The organism is Streptomyces sp. NPDC107575, from assembly GCF_055657265.1.
This window is the reverse complement of sequence record NZ_JBVKBG010000002.1, coordinates 711221-729940: the sequence shown is the minus strand read 5'-3', so window position 1 is coordinate 729940 and position 18720 is coordinate 711221. Positions and strand designations below refer to the sequence as shown.

Here is an 18720-nt window from a genome sequence, read left to right as displayed (position 1 = left end):
ATACAGAAGCCCGGTGTAAAGAAGCGGGACGAAATCGAGCGGAGTCGATCGGCCGACTTCCGTACACCGGGCCGGTGTTCACGAGGCCACGAGCACGGATCCCGCGTCCGCCGCGACATCCGCCGCGGCGCCCAGCTCGGTCAGCCACGGCAGCACGAGGTCCCGCACCAGCCGCTCGCCGTCCCCGTCCTGCCCGAGCAGGGCCGACGCGGGTACGCGCACGGGGTCGGCGCAGACCGTCGAGGTCGCGCTGCCGCTCGGGCCCGGGCCCGTCGCCCGGGCCGGCACGTACAGGTCGGGGGCGTGGGCCGGGACCAGCCACAGGCTGCGCCCTCCCGCCCCGGACCCGGCCGTCCCGCTCGACCAGAGGTAGCTGTCGGCCTCGCCCGCGGCCACCACATCGCGCTTGCGGCCGCACAGGGTGACGACGTCGCCGGTGCGGCGCGCCGGGGACTGCGGCCCGTCCTCCTCCAGGGCGAGCGAGCACAGATGGCGCCCTGCGGCGATCTCGGCGCGCAGCCAGGTGCCGCCGTGGGCCTCGACGACGGCGACCGCCGCGTAGTGCGAGCGCAGTACGGCGGCGGCGGCCGGGCAGACGTGTGCGACGCGCGCCACGACGTCGACGGCCTCGGCCAACCCCCGCCCTCCGCCGCCGAGTTCGGGGGCGACGGTGAGGCCGAGGAGACCCGCGCGGCCGAGCGCGGTGACACCGGACCGGGGAAATCTGCCGTGCGTGCGGGCCGGTTCGCCACCGGATGCGACGGCGCCGGTCAGGACGTGGGTGAGTGCGGTGCGGTACGACACGGGGCGACCCCCTCGTCAGCGATATGTGAGCGGCCGCGATGCGGCGCAGTAATTGCATACAGTATTCCGCCGCACCCTTGGAGGGCCAGAGGCGTGCGCGGCAAAGTTGTGGCGGAACTTCAACTCCCGTACGCACAGGGCGAGTTACAAACTGTCTATTGCATACTAAAGTCAGTATCCCAGCGCCTCTGGCGTCGCGTCAGCGGACGAACAAGGGAGGGCTCAGCCATGCCCGAGCTACCAGCCGTGGCCACCCGCGGCCCGATCAGCCGGCCCGTACCGCTGCGGCAGGCCGTCCACGACACCCTCGTCGAGATGATCATCAATGGCACGCTCCGGCCCGGCCAGCACCTTGTCGAGGCCGACCTCGCCGGGCACCTGGGGGTCAGCCGGCAGCCGGTGCGCGAGGCGCTGCAGCGGCTCCAGACCTCCGGCTGGGTCGACCTGCGCCCCGCCCAGGGCGCGTTCGTGCACTCCCCCACCGTCGAGGAGTGCGCCCAACTGCTCGGCGTGCGTGCGGTGTTGGAGACCTACTCGGCCCGCGGCGCGGCCCAGCACGCGACGGCGGAGGACGTTGCCCACCTGTGGGAGTTGCAGCAGGCGGGCCTCGAGGCGCTCGCGGCCCAGGACGCACGGGGCATCGTCGAGGCGAACGCCGCGCTGCACTCCCACATCACCACGCTGTCCCGCAACGCGGTGCTCGGCGAGCTGATCCCCCAGGTCGACCAGCGGGTGCGCTGGTACTACACACCCATCGCCAAGCCCCGCGGCAACGACGCCTGGAACGAGCACGCCCTGATCATCAAGGCGATCGCGGCGGGCGACCCCGACCGCGCCGAGGCGCTGATGCGGCGGCACACGCAGAACACCACCGACTTCTACTGCGCGCAGATCGAGGCCGCGGCCGGCCCGGGCGGCTGACGCACCGGGCCGGCCGCGGCAGTCCGGCCGAGCGTGCGGGGCGGGGCGGGGCGGGTTACGCGGTGATCTCCCGCAACCGCCCCGTCCGCACGTCGAAGACGAAGCCGCGCACGTCGTCGGTGTGCGGCAGGAACGGCGACGTGCGCACCTTCCGCAGGGACTGGCGCACGTCCTGGTCGACGTCGGTGAAGCCCTCCACCGCCCACGTGGGCCGCTGACCCACCTCGCGCTCCAGCTCGTGCCGGAACTCCTCGGTCAGGGACTCGAGCCCGCAGCCCGTGTGATGGATCAGCACGACGCTGCGGGTGCCGAGCGCCCGCTGACTGATGACCAGCGAGCGGATGGTGTCGTCGGTGACCACACCGCCCGCGTTGCGGACGGTGTGACAGTCTCCGAGCTCCAGGCCGAGCGCCGCGTGCAGGTCGATCCTGGCGTCCATGCAGGCGACGACGGCCACCTCCAGGACCGGTCGGGCGTCCATGCCGGGATCGCTGAACGCGGCGGCGTACCGTCCGTTCGCCTCGACGAGGCGATCGACCACGGTGCCGTCCATCTCAGATGACGCCCTGCTCGGCGAGCTGCGCCAACTCGGCTGGATCCAGGCCGAGTTCATCGGCGTAGATGGCGGTGTTGTGCTCGCCGAGGAGCGGGGAGCCGGAGATGGTGGTCGGCGAGTCGGAGAGCTTGAGCGGGTTGCCGACCGTCGTGTACGAGCCGCGTCCGGGGTGCTCGACTTCGACGACCATGTCGTTGGCGACCAGCGACTCGTCCTCGATGATCTCCTTGGTGGAGAGGATCGGGCCGCAGGGGATGTTGTGGGCGTTGAGCTTGTCCAGGACCTCCCACTTGGGGAGCGTGGACGACCACTCCTCGATGAGCTGGAACATCTTGTTGAGCTTCGGCAGTCGCGCCTCGGGCGTCGACCACTCCGGGTCGTCCGCCATCTCCGGCCTGCCGATCAGCTCGGCTATCGGCTTCCAGCCGACGGGCTGGACGATGACGTAGACGTAGTCGTTGGGGCCGCCGGGCGCGCACTTGACGGCCCAGCCCGGCTGCCCGCCGCCGGAGGCGTTGCCGGAACGGGGCACCTCGTCGCCGAAGTCCTCGTTCGGGTACTCCGCCAACGGGCCGTGCGTCAGGCGCTGTTGGTCACGCAGCTTGACACGGCACAGGTTCAGCACCGCGTGTTGCATGGCGACGTTCACGCGCTGCCCGCGTCCGGTGTTCTCGCGCTGGAACAGGGCGGCCAGGATGCCGGCGACGGTGTGGATGCCGGTGCCCGAGTCACCGATCTGCGCGCCCGTGGCCGTCGGCGGACCGTCCTCGAAGCCCGTGGTGGCCATCGAGCCGCCCATGGCCTGGGCGACGACCTCGTACGCCTTGAAGTTGGTGTACGGGCCCTCGCCGAAGCCCTTGATGGAGGCGTAGATGATGCGGGGGTTGATCTCCTGGATGCGGTCCCAGGTGAAGCCCATCCGGTCCACCGCGCCCGGGCCGAAGTTCTCGACCATGACGTCCGAGCGGCGGATCAGCTCCGTGAGTATCTCCTTGCCGCGGTCGCTCTTGGTGTTGAGGGTGATGCTCCGCTTGTTGGAGTTGAGCATCGTGAAGTACAGGGAGTCGACGTCCGGGACATCGCGCAGCTGCTTGCGCGTGATGTCACCGGTCGGCGCCTCCAGTTTGACGACGTCCGCACCCAGCCACGCCAGCAACTGGGTCGCGGACGGGCCCGACTGAACGTGCGTCATGTCGAGGACACGCACGCCCTCAAGAGCCTTGGTCATGATCGACACCCCACCTCTCGCTTGCGCGTTGGGAGTTGGAAGAGCGGCACATACCAATGTTCATACAGTATCCGTCGACTGTATGCAATCCTCAGCGGCGGCATTCCCCTGCCTCGGCCGCACGGTCCGCTACCGCGCGCGCTGGTGGTACGACTTACGCGTGTGCTCGGTGTGCGCGCGCATGACCTCGGCCGCGCGGACCTCGTCCCGGTCCGCCAGCGCCGCGATCAGCTCGCGGTGCTCCGCCCAGGACTGGTGCCCGCGCTGCCGCGCCACCGGCGTGTAGTACCAGCGCACCCGGCGGTCGACCTGTGCGGCCAGCTCAGCGAGGACCTCGTTGGCCGCCAACTCCATGACGGCGCCGTGCAGTTGCGCGTTGAGCGCCACCGCCGCCTCCACGTCGTCCGCCGCGACCGCCCGCTCCCCCGCCTCGCACAGTTCCTCCAAGGCCGCGACGGCGACGGCGTCGGCCTTCCCCGCGGCGAGCCGGACCGCCTCGGTCTCCAGGAGCTGGCGCACCGTCAGGAGCTGGTCCGCCTCGTCCTCGGTCGGCTCGTGCACGAACGCGCCCTGCGCCGGCCGCAGATCGACCCACCCCTCAGTGCTGAGCCGCTGCAGCGCCTCGCGCACGGGCTGTCTCGACACCCCGAGCTGCGCCGCGAGTTCGGTCTCGACGAGATGGGCGCCCGGCGGCAGCGTGCGATTGATGATGAGTTCGAGGAGCGCGCCGTAGACCCGCTCGCGCAGCGGTCCGGGTCGATCCAGCTTGGGCACGGCACCTTGCGGCAGTCCTGCGGTCGGCAACATCGAGGCCCCTTCCGTCCTGCGTCCACGGCATCCCAACCCACGCTTCCCGCATGGGGATTGTCGTAGTTCTTGCCGAGGGCAATCCCAGCCTGTACACAATATCCCGTCGACACATCGTGTGCGCGGGGCGGGCGAGAACTCGCCCCGCGGCACGGCGGCGGGGTTCACGTGCGGCGGGGAGCGCCCCCTGCGCCGCGCGGGACCCCGCCGCAGCTGCGTCAGGGCATCAGCTGGTACTCGGGGAAGTTGCCCGGAAGCCGCTCCCCCGCCGGCCCTTCGGTCACCGCGCGGACCAGGAGTTCGCCGCCCACGAAGGCGCCGCGCCACGACGCCCCGAACCCGCCGAACAGCTCGTCACGATCCCCGCGCGAACGCGGCTTGCCGTGGCCGACCTTGAACGCGCGGATCTGCGGCGCGAGCCGCTCGTACGTCGCCTCGTCGTCGGTGGACAGGGTGGCGACAAGCGCGCCGTTGGATGCGTTCATCGCCGCGAGGAGCTCCGCCTCGGTGTCGACGAGCACGAGGGTGTCGACCGGGCCGAACGGCTCGGCGTGGTGCAGCGGCGAGGACGGCGGCGGCCCGAGCAGCGTGACCGGGTGCACGTACGCGCTGGTGTCCTGGCCCGGCAGGAACAGCGCCGGGTCGGGGGCGCCGCGGTGCAGCGGGACGGCCCCGCGGTCGATGGCCTCCGCGACCTGGTCGTGCAGCTCCTTGGCCTTCGCCGCGTTGATCAGCGGGCCGAAGTCGAGCGCCGGGTACGGGTCGTCGGGCTGCTCGACGGCCAGCGGGTGGCCGACGCGCAGGGTGCGGACGGCGGGCAGGTACGCGGCGAGGAAGTCGTCGAAGGCCTCGCGCTGCACGACGAACCGCGGGTAGGCGGTGCAGCGCTGCTTGCCGTAGTCGAAGAGCTTGGGGATCGCGGCCGTCAGCTTGTCCCAGTCGGTGAAGTTCCAGATGCCCCAGGTGTTGAGGCCCTCCTGCTCCAGGATGTGCCGCTTGCCGAGGTCGGCGACGTCCGTGGCGACGGCGGCACCGGTGTCCCGGCCGCCGACGAAGGACACGCAGCCGATCTCCGGCGCCCGCACCAGCGCCTCGGAGAGCTGGCCGCCGCTGCCGCTGACGAGCGTGACCGGGATGCCTTCGCGGGCGGCGAGCGCGCAGGCGAGGGTCAGGCACGAGACACCGCCGTCGGTGGGTGTCTTGGCGATGACCGCGTTGCCGGCAAGGGCCTGGACCAGCATGGCGTGGACGAGCACGCTCATCGGGTAGTTCCAGCTCGCGATGTTCGACACGGGCCCGGGCAGCGGCGTGCGCTCGCCGAGGATGTCGTCGATGCCGTCGACGTACCAGCGCACGCCGTCGATGGCGCGGTCCACGTCGGCCTGCGCGAGCCGCCACGGCTTGCCGATCTCCCAGACGAGGAGCAGGGCGAGGAGTTCGCGGTGCTGGGTGAGGGCGTCGAGGGTCGCGGCGACGCGGGCGCGCCGCTCGGGCAGCGGGACGTGCCGCCAGGCGCGGTGCTGGTCGAGGGAGGCGCGCACGGCCTGGTGGGCGGTGTCGGCGTCGAGGCGCGGCGGGCCCGCGATGGGGCTGCCGTCGACGGGGCTGGTGGCGGGCAGGGCGCGGCCGTCGGCCTGCCAGGCGCCGTTCCACAGATTGAGGACGCGGTCGTCGCGGAAGGCCTCGGGGGCGACGGCGAGGCAGCGCTGCCAGGCGTCGGCCCAGGAGGTGCCGGACTTGAGGGTGATTGCCATGGTGTTTTCTCTCCGCTCACGGTGCACAGTCGGGGCGGGGTACTTGATGGCTGGTGGTGCTGTGGACGGGAGGTGCCCGGCGGACACCTCCCGTATGCCAATTGGCGTACAGGGATGGCTAGTTGGCGCCTATGAGAAGCGTCACTGCCCGTCCGCGAGGCGGTCCAGGACGAGCCGCGCCGTCTCCGTCGGCGTGGCACCGACGCGGACACCGGCCGCTTCGAGGGCCTCCTTCTTGGCCGCGGCCGTGCCCGATGAGCCGGAGACGATGGCGCCGGCGTGGCCCATCGTCTTGCCCTCGGGCGCGGTGAATCCGGCGATGTAGCCGACGACGGGCTTGGTGACGTGCTCGCGAATGTGCGCCGCGGCGCGTTCCTCGGCGTCGCCGCCGATCTCCCCGATGAGCACGATGAGTTCGGTCTCGGGGTCGGCCTCGAACGCTTCGAGGCAGTCGATGTGCGTGGTGCCGACGACGGGGTCGCCGCCGATGCCCACACACGTCGAGAAGCCGATGTCGCGCAGCTCGTACATGAGTTGGTAGGTGAGGGTGCCGGACTTGGAGACGAGTCCGATCCGGCCCGGCTTGGTGATGTCGGCCGGGATGATGCCCGCGTTCGAGGCGCCGGGCGAGATGAGGCCCGGGCAGTTGGGCCCGATGACCCGGGTGCCCTGCCGCTTCGCGTGCGCCTGGAAGGCGACGGCGTCGTGCACCGGGATGCCCTCCGTGATGACGACCGCAAGGGGGATGCCCGCGTCGGCCGCCTCGATGACGGCGTCCTTGGCGAAGGCCGGCGGCACGAAGACGACGGTGACGTCGGCTCCGGTGGCCGCCATGCCCTCGGCGACGGTACCGAAGACCGGGACGTCGCGCCCTTCGAGGTCGACGCTGCTGCCGGCCTTGCGGGGGTTGACGCCGCCGACGATGTTCGTGCCCGCCTGGAGCATGCGGCGGGTGTGCTTGGTGCCCTCGGCGCCGGTCATGCCCTGGACGAGGACCTTGCTCTCCTGGGTCAGGTAGATGGCCATGTCCGGCCTCCTTAGAGGGGGTTGGGGGCGAGGGCGAGTTCGGCGGCCTGGCGTGCGGCGCCGTCCATGGTGGTGGCCTGCTCGACCAGCGGGTGCGCGCGCTCCTCGAGGATGGCCCGGCCGCGCGCGGCGTTGTTGCCGTCGAGGCGGACGACGAGCGGCTTGGTCAGCTGGACGTGTTCCAGGGCCTGGACGATGCCGTCGGCGACCGCGTCGCAGGCGGTGATGCCGCCGAAGACGTTGACGAAGACGGACTTCACGGCCGGGTCGGAGAGGATGACGTCGAGGCCGTCCGCCATGATCTGGGCGGAGGCGCCGCCGCCGATGTCGAGGAAGTTGGCGGGCTTCGCGCCGCAGCCCGCGACCACGTCCAGGGTGGACATGACGAGCCCGGCGCCGTTGCCGATGATGCCGACCTCGCCGTCGAGCTTCACATAGTTGAGCCCCTTGGCCGCGGCCTGTGCCTCCAGGGGCTCGTCGTGCTCGGATTCCGGGCTCTCGCCCCAACGGGCGTTGCGGAAGCGGGCGTTGTCGTCGAGGGTCACCTTGCCGTCGAGCGCGAGGATCTGCCCCTGTGCGGTGCGCACGAGCGGGTTCACCTCGACGAGCAGCGCGTCCTCGCGGGTCAGGACGTCCCACAGGCGTACGAGGACGTCGACGGTCTGCGGCGGAAGGCCCGCGGCCTCGGCGATGCGCGCCGCGACGGCGGAGGTGACACCGACGGCCGGGTCGATGGGGATCCGGGCCACGGCCTCGGGCCGGGTGGCGGCGACCTCCTCGATCTCCATGCCGCCCTCGGCGGAGGCGATGGCGAGGAACGTGCCGGCCGCGCGGTCGAGGACGTAGGAGACGTAGAACTCGCGGTCGATGTCGACGGGTTGGGCCAGCATCACCCTTCGTACGGTGTGGCCCTTGATGTCCATGCCGAGGATCTGGCGCGCCGTCAGCTCGGCGGCGGCCGGGTCGGCGGCGAGCTTGACGCCGCCCGCCTTGCCCCGGCCGCCCGTCTTGACCTGCGCCTTGACGACGACGCGGCCACCGAGCCGACGCGCGAACTCGCGGGCCTCCTTGGCGGATTCGGTGACCTCGGCCCGCGGAACGGGGATGCCGTGCTCCGCGAACAGGTCCCTCGCCTGGTGTTCGTACAGGTCCATTTGCGGCTCCTGTCTGGGTTCCTGCTTCAGCCCTTGATTCGGCTACGGAAAGGAAAAGTGCTGCACGCCCCCTGGACACCATCCGCGCAATGCGGGATACCAGTTTTCATACAGTATTCGGCGACTGTATGCAATGTACGAGCCGACGGTGGACCGACCGTGGACCAGTAGCGAGGTGAGTCGTTCGTGACCAAGGCACTCGAGGGTGTGCGCGTCCTGGACATGACCCATGTCCAGTCAGGCCCATCCGCCACGCAGATGCTGGCGTGGCTGGGTGCGGACGTCGTCAAACTGGAGGCGCCGACCGGTGACATCACACGCAAGCAGCTGCGTGACATCCCGGACGTCGACTCCCTCTACTTCACGATGCTCAACTGCAACAAGCGGAGCATCACCCTGAACACCAAGACGGAGCGCGGCAAGGAGCTGCTGACCGAACTGATCCGCCGCTCCGACGTGCTGGTGGAGAACTTCGGCCCCGGCGCCGTCGACCGGATGGGCTTCACCTGGGACCGCATCCAGGAGATCAACCCCCGAATCATCTACGCCTCCATCAAGGGCTTCGGCGAGGGCCCGTACACCAACTTCAAGGCGTACGAGGTGGTCGCCCAGGCCATGGGCGGCTCCATGTCGACCACCGGCTTCGAGGACGGACCGCCCCTCGCGACCGGCGCGCAGATCGGCGACTCGGGCACCGGCATCCACACGGTCGCCGGCATCCTGGCCGCCCTGTTCCAGCGCGAGAACACCGGACGCGGGCAGCGCGTGAACGTCGCCATGCAGCACGCGGTCCTCAACCTGTGCCGCGTCAAGCTGCGCGACCAACAGCGCCTGACCCACGGCCCGTTGGCCGAGTACCCGAACGAGGACTTCGGCGACGAGGTCCCCCGCTCCGGCAACGCCTCCGGCGGCGGACAGCCCGGCTGGGCCGTCAAGTGCGCACCCGGCGGCCCCAACGACTACGTCTACGTCATCGTCCAGCCCGTCGGCTGGAAGCCGCTGACCGAGCTGATCGGACGGCCCGAACTCGCCGAGGACGCCGACTGGGCCACGCCCGAGGCGCGGCTTCCGAAGCTCAACAAGATGTTCCAGCTCATCGAGGAGTGGTCCTCGACGCTCCCCAAGTGGGAGGTCCTGGACAAGCTCAACGCCCACAACATCCCCTGCGGCCCGATCCTCTCCACCAAGGAGATCATCGAGGACGAGTCGCTGGTCGCCAACGACATGGTCGTCGAAGTGCCGCACCCGGGGCGCGGCTCCTTCAAGACCGTCGGTTCCCCTCTCAAGCTCTCCGACTCCCCCGTCGACGTCACCTCCTCCCCGCTGCTCGGCGAGCACAACGCGGAGGTCTTCATCGGTGAACTCGGCCTCGGGGACGAAGAGTTGCGTCTGCTCAAGTCGAACGGAGTGATCTGATTGATGGCCGAGGAACGTGAGCTCAAGGTACGGGCGCTGCTCGACACCGTACGGGCCGAGGGACGTACAGCGCTCACCGCGCCCGAGGGAAAGGTGATCGCCGACGCGTACGGCATCGCCGTCCCCGGCGAGGAGCTCGCGACCGATGCCGACCAGGCGGTGGCGGCCGCGGCCCGCTTCGGCGGACCCGTGGTGCTCAAGATCGTCTCGCCCGACATCCTGCACAAGACCGACGCCGGCGGCGTCGTCGTCGGTGTGGAGGGCGAGGCCGCCGTACGGGAGGCCTACCAGCGCATCGTCGACAACGCGCACGCCTACGACTCCACCGCGCACATCACCGGAATCCAGGTCCAGGAACTGCTGCCCACCGGGCCCGACACCCAGGAGGTCATCGTCGGGTCCGTCACCGACCCGACCTTCGGCAAGGTCGTCGCCTTCGGGCTCGGCGGCGTACTCGTCGAGGTACTCAAGGATGTCACCTTCCGGCTCGCGCCGGTGTCGGAGGACGAGTCCCTCGACATGCTCGACTCGATCAAGGCGGCGGAGGTGCTGCGCGGTGTGCGCGGCGCCAAGGGCGTCGACCGGGAGGCACTGGCCGAGCAGATCCGCCGGGTGTCCCAACTGGTCACGGAGTTCCCGGAGATAGCCGAGGTCGACCTCAACCCGGTGATCGCCACCCCGAAGGGCGCGCTCGCCGCCGACATCCGCGTCATCCTCGCCGAGGGCGAGCAGAAGCAGCGGCGCACCTACAGCCGCGAGGAGATCCTCACCTCGATGCGGCGGCTGATGCAGCCCTCCTCCATCACCGTGATCGGCGCCTCGAACGAGCAGGGCAAGATCGGCAACTCGGTGATGCGCAACCTCATCGACGGCGGCTTCTCCGGCGAGATCCACCCGGTGAACCCGAAGGCCGACGACATCCTCGGCCGCAAGGCGTACAAGAGTGTCACGGACGTCCCCGGCGACGTGGACGTGGCGGTCTTCGCGATCCCCGCGAAGTTCGTGGCATCGGCCCTGGAGGAGGTCGGCCGCAAGGGCATCCCCAACGCGGTCCTCATCCCCTCCGGCTTCGCCGAGACCGGCGAACAGGAGCTCCAGGACGAGATCGTGGCCATCGCCGAGCGCTACGGCACCCGCCTGCTCGGCCCGAACATCTACGGCTACTACTCGACGTGGCAGGACCTGTGCGCCACGTTCTGCACGCCGTACGACGTGAAGGGCGGCGTCGCGCTCACCAGTCAGTCCGGTGGCATCGGCATGGCCATCCTGGGCTTCGCGCGCACCACCAAGACGGGTGTCTCGGCGATCGTCGGACTCGGCAACAAGTCGGACCTCGACGAGGACGACCTGCTCACCTGGTTCGGCGAGGACCCCAACACCGACTGCATCGCGATGCACCTGGAGGACCTCAAGGACGGGCGGGCCTTCGTGCAGGCCGCGCGCGAGACCGTGCCGAAGAAGCCGGTCGTCGTCCTGAAGGCGGGCCGTACGGCGGCGGGCGCCAAGGCGGCCGGATCGCACACGGGCGCGCTCGCGGGCGACGATGCCGTGTACGACGACATCCTCAAGCAGGCCGGTGTCATCAGGGCGCCCGGCCTCAACGACATGCTGGAGTACGCGCGGGCGCTGCCGGTGCTGCCGACCCCCAAGGGCGACAACGTCGTGATCATCACGGGGGCCGGTGGCTCGGGAGTGCTGCTCTCGGACGCCGTGATGGACAACGGGCTCGAACTGATGGAGATCCCGGCCGACCTGGACGAGGCCTTCCGGAAGTTCATCCCGCCGTTCGGCGCCGCGGGCAACCCCGTCGACATCACGGGCGGCGAGCCCCCGTCGACGTACGAGGCGACGATCAGGCTCGGCCTCGAGGACCCGCGGATCCATTCGCTGGTGCTCGGCTACTGGCACACCATCGTCACCCCGCCCATGGTGTTCGCGGAGGTGACGGCGCGCGTCGTCCAGGAGTTCCGGGAGCGCGGCATCGAGAAGCCCGTGGTGGCCTCGCTGGCCGGCGACGTCGAGGTCGAGGAGGCGTGCCAGTACCTCTTCGACCGGGGCGTGGTCGCGTACCCGTACACGACCGAGAAGCCCGTCGCGGTGCTCGGCGCGAAGTACAAGTGGGCCCGCGCGGCAGGGAAGTTGGGGGGCGGTCGATGACGTAGCCGACCGGCGGGTCCGGTCGGCGGTGCGCGCCGGCCGGGCCCAGGCCCCGTGCGCACACGAAAGAAATTTGGACAGGGGGCGCTGCCCAGATCTTTCGACGCAAGGGAAACGATCGACATGACAACAACCGATCTGCCGAGTTCCGTCCCCTACAGGGAGGTGACGGACGCCAACGGCCGGATGTACCGGGTTGGCGAGAGCGACATCGACATCATGGGTCGCGGACGCAAGTGGATGGTCATCCTGCCCTGGGTGGGCATGATGGGCATCTCGTCCGCGGAGTACGCGTTCGCGTCCGCCGAGGACACCCTGCACACCGCGCACCACTGGAACAGCGGACACATCTTCTGGATGATGACCGTCTGGGTGTTCTTCCAGGCGGCCGTGGCCATGCCCGCGGGCAGGCTCCGCGAGAGCGGCAAACTTCCGGCCCGCTGGGCCATGATGCTCGGCGCCGCGGGCACCTTCCTCGGCTATCTGTCGCTGGCCTTCGCACCGCACGTCATCGTCGCCTACATCGGCTTCAGTGTCTTCAGCGGTATGGGCGCCGGCATGGTGTACGCGACCTGCGTCAACATGGTCGGCAAGTGGTACCCGGAGCGCAGGGGCGGCAAGACCGGATTCGTCAACGGCGGTTTCGCCTACGGGTCCGTGCCGTTCGTGTTCCTGTTCACCGGGTTCATGGACCTGACCAACTTCCGCTGGGTGCTGGTCTCGGTGGGTGTCCTGCTCGCCGCGATGGTGGCCGTCGCGGGCTCCTTCTTCAAGGACCCGCCGAAGAACTGGTGGCCGGCGAACATCGACCCGCTCAACCCTCCGGAGGACCCGCGTGCGCGCAGGTCCCTGGAGAAGAACCCGCCGGCCGTCAAGCAGTACACCCCCATGGAGGCATGGAAGACGGGCCGGGTCGCGCTGATGTGGTTCTGCCTGGCCTGTACGTCGGGTGTGAACATCTTCGGCATCGCCTTCCAGGTCGACATCGGCAAGGAAGCGGGATTCGCGGGCGGGATCGTGGCCACCGCGATGTCACTCAAGGCGGTCGTCAACGGCACCGGTCGTGGTGTCATCGGCTGGCTGTCCGACCGGTACGGCCGCAAGCAGTGTCTGCTGGCGGTCTGCGTGATCCTGGGCCTCGCCCAGTTCGGCATCATCTGGTCGGCCTCGGAGCAGCTCCTCGCGATGTTCCTGATCTTCTCCGCGATCTCCGGGTTCGGCGGTGGCGCGATCTTCCCGATGTTCGCGGCCCTGACCGCGGACTACTTCGGTGAGAACAACAACGCCACCAACTACGGCATGGTCTACAGCTCCAAGCTCGTCTCGGGGCTCGGCGCGGGCATGGGGTCCGTCGTCGTCGGCGCCTGGGGACACTCCGGGGCCTTCATCCTGGCCGGCTGCATCTCGTTCTTCGCCGGCTTCGTGGCTCTGTTCCTGTCTCCGCCCGGTAGGCCCAAGAAGCGTGGGGTCCACCCCAACCCACACCCCCTTGGTGAGGAGATGGCTTGATATGACGGCGGAACCTGTCTCCGCTAGCAATACGGCACCGGCTACGGGGAGCCGGTACCGAGAAATAACCGACGACCACGGCCGGATCTATCGCGTGGGCGAGACCGACCGGGACATCCTCGGCCACTCCCGCAAGTTCATGGTGTATCTGCCATGGGTCGCGATGATGGCCATCAGTGTGTCCGAGTACGCCTACGGGTCCGCCGAGGACACGTTGTCCTCGGCGCACGGCTGGACGCAGTCCAACACCTTCTGGATCCTGAGTGTCTGGGTGTTCTTCCAGGCGGGTGTGGCGTTCCCGGCCGGCTGGCTGCGGGAGAAGGGCATCATGCCGGCCCGCCGCGCCATGTACGTGGGCGCCTTCCTGTGCATGATCGGCTTCCTGGCCCTGTCACACCTGCACAACGTGTGGCTGGCCATCGTCGGATTCGGCGTGATCGGCGGACTCGGCTCCGGGTTCGTGTACGCGACCTGCATCAACATGGTCGGCAAGTGGTACCCCGAACGCAAAGGCGGCAGGACAGGTTTCGTCAACGGAGGCTTCGCCTACGGCTCGCTTCCGTTCATCTTCATCTTCAACTACGCCTTCGACACCTCGAACTACCACCGGGTGCTCGACATGATCGGCGCCTATGTGCTGGTCGTCGTGCTGGTGTGTGCGTTCTTCTTCCGGGACCCGCCGAAGAACTGGTGGCCCTCGGAGGTCGACCCGCTCGCCACGTCGGGCTCGGGCAAGAGCGAGCGCGCTCTCGCCAAGAACCCGCCCGCGGTACGCCAGTTCACCCCCATGGAGGCCATCAAGACGGGCCAGCTGCCGCTGATGTGGCTGAGCCTGGTCCTGACGGCAGGTGTGTCGATCTTCGGCATCTCCTTCCAGGTCGACTTCGCCAAGGAGGTCGGCTTCGGTCCGCTGGTCGCCGCCTCGTCGATGGGTGTCATGGCGGTCATCAACGGTGTCGGCCGGGCCGTGGTCGGCTGGATGTCCGACCTGTGGGGCCGCAAGGCGAGCCTGATCCTCGTGATCGTCGTCCTGGGCCTCGCCCAGTTCGGCATCATCTGGGCGGGCGACATCCGCAGCGAGTGGCTGTTCCTGGTCTTCGCGTTCCTGTCCGGCTTCGGTGGCGGCGCGTTCTACCCGATGTTCGCGGCGCTGACCCCGGACTACTTCGGGGAGAACTTCAACGCCACCAACTACGGCCTGGTGTACAGCGGCAAGCTCATCAGCGGCCTGTTCGGCGGCGGTCTCGGCTCGATGGTGGTCGGCGCCTGGGGCTACAACGGCGCGTATGCCCTGGCCGGCGGGATCTCCATGCTGTCGGCGCTCGTGGCCCTGCTGCTGCGGCAGCCGGGGCGTAACGAGAAGGCGGTGTCGTTGACATGATCACGTAAGGTGCGTCCGTAACAGTTGAGTGGGGCCCGGCCTGATGGCCGGGCCCCACTCATGTGGTGTGCGCTGTTCCCGTGGGCGTGCGCTACTTGCGGAGTGCCGCCAGGTTGTCGTAGCCGATCCGCGCGTGGGTCAGGGACTGGCCGGGGACGGTGGCGCTGGGCGCGTTGTCCTGCTCGACCATGGGGTTGTGGTAGTTGCGGGCGCCGACCCGCTTGAAGAACGTCCGGTAGTCGATGACACCTTCACCGAAGGGCACCATGTCGTAGCCCATGCCGTTGGTGTCGTTGCGGGTGCCGTCCTTGGCATGGAAGAGCGGGTAGCGCGCGTTGTGCGCGACGACCAGGGCGGCCGGGTCGAAGACCTTCTCGCGCGTGGAGCCGTCGTGCGCGGTGTAGGTGTGGAACTTGTACTGGGCCACGTGCGCCCAGAAGATGTCCATCTCCAGCCACACCGTCTTCGGGTCGCTGACCCGCAGGAAGTACTCCAGCTTGCGGATGCCGGAACTGCGGGTGGGCCTGCCCTGGTCGTCGAGCGGGCCGCCGTCGATCAGGAACCCGTACGCCGCGTCGTGGTTGTGCGTGTAGAGCTTGAGGCCCGCGCGGTCCGCGATCCGCCCCAGCGCGTTCCACTTGTCGGCGGCGACGTCCCAGTCCGCCTTGTACGAGCTGCCGGTGGGGTCGCCGCCGGTGCCCATGTGGTCCATGCCGAGGATGTTGGCGATCTCCAGGTGCTTCTTGAACTGGTCGGTGTCCGCCTGTGTGAGCGGCCAGGACGACGGGATGAAGCCGTGGTTGCCCTGGGCGCGCAGGCCGTACTCGTCGAGCCACGAGCGCAGCAGCTTCGCGCCCGCGACGGACTCCAGGTTCGCGCCGCCGGGCGCGTTCGCGTGCTGTCCGTAACCGGCGAACTCGACCTGCTTGTACCCGTAGCGGGCCAGCTCCTTGAACACCTCACGGAAACCGGAGGGCAGGGTGCTGCTCAGCGGGTCGCGGCCGATGGCGTCGCGCACGGTGTAGAGGATGATGCCGCGCTTGCCGGCGGGGATCAGCCTGGTACCGAGGCCGCCGGCGGCGGAAGCGGGGGCCGGCTGGGCCAGCGCGGGGGCCGCGCCGAACACGGGCGCGGCGATGGCGGCGCCGGCGGCCGCGGTGCAGGTGCTGAGGAAACGGCGGCGGTTGATGCCGAGGCGGGATCTGAGGGCCTCGTCGGGGCCTGCTGCCGCGTCGGCGGCGGTGGCGGTGCGGTGAAGTTCGGTCACGGTGTCTTCCTTCGGTCCGGTGAATCCGGGCTCAGGGCCCGGGCGTTGTCAGTGGCGTGTGCTTCACTCTCTGTAACTGCTCCTCCTGCGAGTTCAAGGAGGAGGGCTTTCACTTCGGTGGCCGCGACGCGGCCGGAAAGGACGTGGGGGGTGGAGCACAGGATGAGCGGACCTTCTTCGTCGCTCGCCGGGAGCCGTCCGTGGCTCCCGCGAATAGGCGAGGCGTCGAGCGGGACGACCGCCATGCGGTAGCGCATGCCGAGCTTCTTGCGGGCGAGGGCGGTGGCCGCCTTGACCTTCACATAGGGGTCGAGGGGGTCCATGAAGAGTTCGACCGGGTCGTAGCCGGGTTTGCGGTGGATCTCGACGAGCTGCGCGAAGTCGGGCGCGCGGGCGTCGTCGAGCCAGTAGTAGTACGTGAACCAGGCGTCGGCCTCGGCGACGGCGACGAGTTCGCCGGAGCGCGGATGGTCGAGCTGATGCGCCTTCTTGCCCTCGTCGTCGAGGAGTTGCTCGATCCCGGGCACATCGGCGAGCGCGGCGCGGGTGGCATCGAGGTCCTCAGGACGTCGTACGTAGATGTGCGCGATCTGGTGGTCCGCGACGGCGAAGGCGCGGGAGGCCATCGGGTCGAGGTACTCCATGCCGTCCTGGGTGTGCACCTCGAGGAGTCCCGCGCGGCGCAGCGCCCGGTTGATGTGGACGGGGCGGTCGGCGCGGGTGATGCCGTACTCGGACAGGGCGACGACGGTGCGGCCCTCGGCGAGGGCGTCGTCCAGGAGCGGGGCGAGGGCGGCGTCGAGGTCGGCGGCCGCGCGGTGGGAGCGCGGGTCGTCGGGGCCGTAGCGCTGCAGGTCGTAGTCGAGGTGCGGGAGGTAGCTCAGGATCAGGTCGGGGTTCCGGGTGGCCAGGACGTGGCGGGTGGCGTCGATGATCCACCGGCTGGAGACGAGGTCGGCGCCGGGGCCCCAGAAGTGGAAGAGGGGGAACGTGCCGAGCTTGTCGGTGAGTTCGTCGTGCAGGGCCGGGGGCCGGGTGTAGCAGTCGGGTTCCTTGCGGCCGTCGGCGTAGTAGACGGGACGAGGGGTGATGGTGATGTCGGTGTCGGCGCCCATGGCGTACCACCAGCAGATATTGGCGACCGTGTAGCCGGGGTGGGTGCGGCGGGCGGCGTCCCAGAGTTTGTCGCCAGCGACGAGGCCGTTGTGCTGGCGCCACAGCAGCACGTCGCCGAGTTCGCGGAAGTACCAGCCGTTGCCGACGATGCCGTGCTCGGCAGGCATGGTCCCGGTCAGGAAGGTGGACTGGGCGGCGCAGGTGACGGCGGGCAGCACGGTACCGAGCGGAGCGCGGGAGCCGTTCCGGCCGAGGTCCTTGAGGCGCGGCATGTGTTCGAGGAGACGGGGGGTGAGACCGACGACGTCGAGGACGAGGAGGGGCGTGACGGCGTGCGGTGGACCGGGCACATCAAGCCCCTGCGGCGATTGGGCAGCGGGGTCCGGGGCGGAGCCCCGTGGCGTGGGGACGGCGCCGCCCCGGGCATCCGACGAACCACCGGAGGTCATGGCAGCTCCTTGAGGCCAAGGTCGGTCAACAGATCACGGGCCAGGGCGAGTTCCGCCGCGATGCCATCGGCCAACTGCTGGCGTCCGCGCGGGCGCAGCGCCGGCGGCAGCGCCTGCCAGGTGTACGTCTCGACCTCCAGGTGGCGGGTGAGCGGACGGGCCCCGCCGACGAGGCGGGTCAGCGTGTCCTTGAGGACATCGAGCGTGGAGGTGAGGGGCGCGGCGGGGGCCGCGTGCAGCGGGACGTGGAAGTGGGCGCGCCAGGGCACGCCCTGCGGCAGCCCCTGCCCGTCGGCCGCCAGGGCCTCGCCGAGGTCGTCGACGCCGTGCAGGGTGCCGTCGGCGCGGGCGCGGGTCTGGTGCAGGAAGCGGGGCTCGTCGAACGCGGCAAGCGCGGAGCGGACTTCGGGCAGATGGGGGTGATCGGCATGGAGGGCGGCGGAGAGCTGTGCCTTCACGACGGGGATGTGGGCGGCGGTCAGGGCGTCGAGCGCGGCGCCGGGTTGTTCGAAGGAGGTGGCGAGGTGGCAGGTGTCCAGACACAGGCCGACGCGGTCGGTGCGGGCGATGTCGGTGAGGGGGCCGATGGCGTCGCCGGTGGTCTCGACGGTGCAGCCGGGTTCGGGCTCCAGGCCGACGCGGATGGAGCGGCCGGTCAGCTCCTCGATGGTGTCGAGGCGTTCGGCGAGGGTGCGCAGGGCGGCGTGGGACCGTTCGGCGCGCTGCGGGTCGTGGGCGGTGCGCCAGGCGAGCGGCAGGGTGGAGACGGTGCCTTCGGTGGCGTCGGCGGGCAGCAGGGCGCCGAGCAGCCGGGCCAGGTCGACGGTGTGGTCGAGGCGTTCCTCGTCGGCCCAGTCCGGCTTGTAGACGCGGTACTTGACCTCCGCGGCGCCGAAGCCCTCGTAGGGGAAGCCGTTGAGGGTGACGACCTCGAGGCCGCGCCGGTCGAGTTCGGCGCGGAGTCCGCGCAACGCGGTGGGGTCGGTGATCAGGGCGCGGGCCGCGTCCTTCGCGAGCCACAGGCCGATGCCGAGGCGGTCCCTGCCGAGGCGTTTGCGCACGGGTTCGCAGTGGTCGCGCAGTTGGGCGAGGACGCCGTCGAGTGTCTCGGCGGGGTGCACGTTGGTGCAGTACGCGAGGTGGACGGTGGAGCCGTCGGGGTGCCGGAAGCGCAT

15 protein-coding genes are annotated in these 18720 nt (G+C 69.9%); 5 read left to right on the top strand and 10 right to left on the bottom strand.

The window, feature by feature from the left end; translation table 11 throughout:
• Nucleotides 1-78 precede the first annotated feature (78 nt).
• Nucleotides 79-804, bottom strand: coding sequence for an acyl-CoA dehydrogenase family protein (locus ACZ7L4_RS09950; protein ID WP_472101228.1), 726 nt, complete (start codon nt 802-804; stop codon nt 79-81).
• Nucleotides 805-1032: 228 nt separating this feature from the next.
• Between ACZ7L4_RS09950 and ACZ7L4_RS09945 the strand changes: the two genes are divergently transcribed.
• Nucleotides 1033-1725, top strand: a complete 693-nt coding sequence (locus tag ACZ7L4_RS09945; protein WP_450818070.1) for a GntR family transcriptional regulator — start codon at nt 1033-1035, stop codon at nt 1723-1725.
• Between the two features lie 55 nt (nt 1726-1780).
• Here ACZ7L4_RS09945 and ACZ7L4_RS09940 read toward each other — a convergent pair whose 3' ends face one another.
• From ACZ7L4_RS09940 to sucC, 6 genes are all read right to left on the bottom strand, one after another.
• Complete coding sequence (locus ACZ7L4_RS09940) at nt 1781-2278, bottom strand: beta-class carbonic anhydrase (protein ID WP_472101227.1); 498 nt, start codon at nt 2276-2278, stop codon at nt 1781-1783.
• Between the two features lies 1 nt (nt 2279).
• Nucleotides 2280-3509: a formyl-CoA transferase gene (gene frc, locus ACZ7L4_RS09935; protein WP_472101226.1), complete on the bottom strand. Its 1230-nt coding sequence runs from the start codon at nt 3507-3509 to the stop codon at nt 2280-2282.
• A 129-nt stretch (nt 3510-3638) separates the two neighbouring features.
• Nucleotides 3639-4313 (bottom strand): GntR family transcriptional regulator, encoded by a 675-nt coding sequence (locus ACZ7L4_RS09930; RefSeq protein ID WP_472101986.1) that lies wholly within the window; start codon nt 4311-4313, stop codon nt 3639-3641.
• 221 nt (nt 4314-4534) lie between these two features.
• Nucleotides 4535-6070, bottom strand: coding sequence for an aldehyde dehydrogenase family protein (locus tag ACZ7L4_RS09925; protein WP_472101225.1), 1536 nt, complete (start codon nt 6068-6070; stop codon nt 4535-4537).
• A 141-nt stretch (nt 6071-6211) separates the two neighbouring features.
• Complete coding sequence (sucD, locus tag ACZ7L4_RS09920; RefSeq protein ID WP_472101224.1) at nt 6212-7096, bottom strand: succinate--CoA ligase subunit alpha; 885 nt, start codon at nt 7094-7096, stop codon at nt 6212-6214.
• A gap of 11 nt (nt 7097-7107) precedes the next feature.
• Nucleotides 7108-8250 (bottom strand): ADP-forming succinate--CoA ligase subunit beta, encoded by a 1143-nt coding sequence (gene sucC, locus ACZ7L4_RS09915; RefSeq protein WP_472101223.1) that lies wholly within the window; start codon nt 8248-8250, stop codon nt 7108-7110.
• A 186-nt stretch (nt 8251-8436) separates the two neighbouring features.
• On the opposite strand from sucC, the gene frc (ACZ7L4_RS09910) reads away from it, so the two are divergent.
• From frc (ACZ7L4_RS09910) to ACZ7L4_RS09895, 4 genes are all read left to right on the top strand, one after another.
• Complete coding sequence (gene frc / locus ACZ7L4_RS09910) at nt 8437-9666, top strand: formyl-CoA transferase (RefSeq protein WP_472101222.1); 1230 nt, start codon at nt 8437-8439, stop codon at nt 9664-9666.
• A gap of 3 nt (nt 9667-9669) precedes the next feature.
• Nucleotides 9670-11823 carry an acetate--CoA ligase family protein gene (locus tag ACZ7L4_RS09905; protein WP_472101221.1) on the top strand — a complete coding sequence of 718 codons (2154 nt, stop codon included), beginning with the start codon at nt 9670-9672 and terminating at the stop codon, nt 11821-11823.
• 123 nt (nt 11824-11946) lie between these two features.
• Nucleotides 11947-13332: an OFA family MFS transporter gene (locus ACZ7L4_RS09900; protein WP_472101220.1), complete on the top strand. Its 1386-nt coding sequence runs from the start codon at nt 11947-11949 to the stop codon at nt 13330-13332.
• A 1-nt stretch (nt 13333) separates the two neighbouring features.
• Nucleotides 13334-14713, top strand: a complete 1380-nt coding sequence (locus ACZ7L4_RS09895) for an OFA family MFS transporter (RefSeq protein ID WP_472101219.1) — start codon at nt 13334-13336, stop codon at nt 14711-14713.
• Nucleotides 14714-14804: 91 nt separating this feature from the next.
• Here ACZ7L4_RS09895 and ACZ7L4_RS09890 read toward each other — a convergent pair whose 3' ends face one another.
• The 3 genes from ACZ7L4_RS09890 to eboE are packed head-to-tail and all read right to left on the bottom strand — an operon-like array spanning nt 14805 to nt 18720.
• Nucleotides 14805-15980 carry a sugar phosphate isomerase/epimerase family protein gene (locus ACZ7L4_RS09890; RefSeq protein ID WP_472101218.1) on the bottom strand — a complete coding sequence of 392 codons (1176 nt, stop codon included), beginning with the start codon at nt 15978-15980 and terminating at the stop codon, nt 14805-14807.
• Complete coding sequence (locus ACZ7L4_RS09885; protein ID WP_472101217.1) at nt 15977-17545, bottom strand: nucleotide pyrophosphatase/phosphodiesterase family protein; 1569 nt, start codon at nt 17543-17545, stop codon at nt 15977-15979. The genes ACZ7L4_RS09890 and ACZ7L4_RS09885 overlap by 4 nt, the downstream gene beginning before the upstream one ends.
• On the bottom strand, nt 17542-18720 hold the full coding sequence (gene eboE, locus ACZ7L4_RS09880) for a metabolite traffic protein EboE (protein ID WP_472101216.1): 1179 nt from the start codon (nt 18718-18720) through the stop codon (nt 17542-17544). Before eboE ends, ACZ7L4_RS09885 begins: the two co-directional genes overlap by 4 nt.

Excerpts from the sequence above, each read along its gene's own strand:
- ACZ7L4_RS09885 (WP_472101217.1), bottom strand. The coding sequence starts at position 17,545 with ATGACCTCCGGTGGTTCGTCGGATGCCCGGGGCGGCGCCGTCCCCACG.
- sucD (WP_472101224.1), bottom strand. The coding sequence starts at position 7,096 with ATGGCCATCTACCTGACCCAGGAGAGCAAGGTCCTCGTCCAGGGCATG.
- sucC (WP_472101223.1), bottom strand. The coding sequence starts at position 8,250 with ATGGACCTGTACGAACACCAGGCGAGGGACCTGTTCGCGGAGCACGGC.
- ACZ7L4_RS09945 (WP_450818070.1), top strand. The coding sequence starts at position 1,033 with ATGCCCGAGCTACCAGCCGTGGCCACCCGCGGCCCGATCAGCCGGCCC.
- ACZ7L4_RS09895 (WP_472101219.1), top strand. The coding sequence starts at position 13,334 with ATGACGGCGGAACCTGTCTCCGCTAGCAATACGGCACCGGCTACGGGG.
- frc (WP_472101226.1), bottom strand. The coding sequence starts at position 3,509 with ATGACCAAGGCTCTTGAGGGCGTGCGTGTCCTCGACATGACGCACGTT.
- ACZ7L4_RS09940 (WP_472101227.1), bottom strand. The coding sequence starts at position 2,278 with ATGGACGGCACCGTGGTCGATCGCCTCGTCGAGGCGAACGGACGGTAC.
- ACZ7L4_RS09905 (WP_472101221.1), top strand. The coding sequence starts at position 9,670 with ATGGCCGAGGAACGTGAGCTCAAGGTACGGGCGCTGCTCGACACCGTA.
- ACZ7L4_RS09925 (WP_472101225.1), bottom strand. The coding sequence starts at position 6,070 with ATGGCAATCACCCTCAAGTCCGGCACCTCCTGGGCCGACGCCTGGCAG.
- ACZ7L4_RS09900 (WP_472101220.1), top strand. The coding sequence starts at position 11,947 with ATGACAACAACCGATCTGCCGAGTTCCGTCCCCTACAGGGAGGTGACG.
- eboE (WP_472101216.1), bottom strand. The coding sequence starts at position 18,720 with ATGCGCTTCCGGCACCCCGACGGCTCCACCGTCCACCTCGCGTACTGC.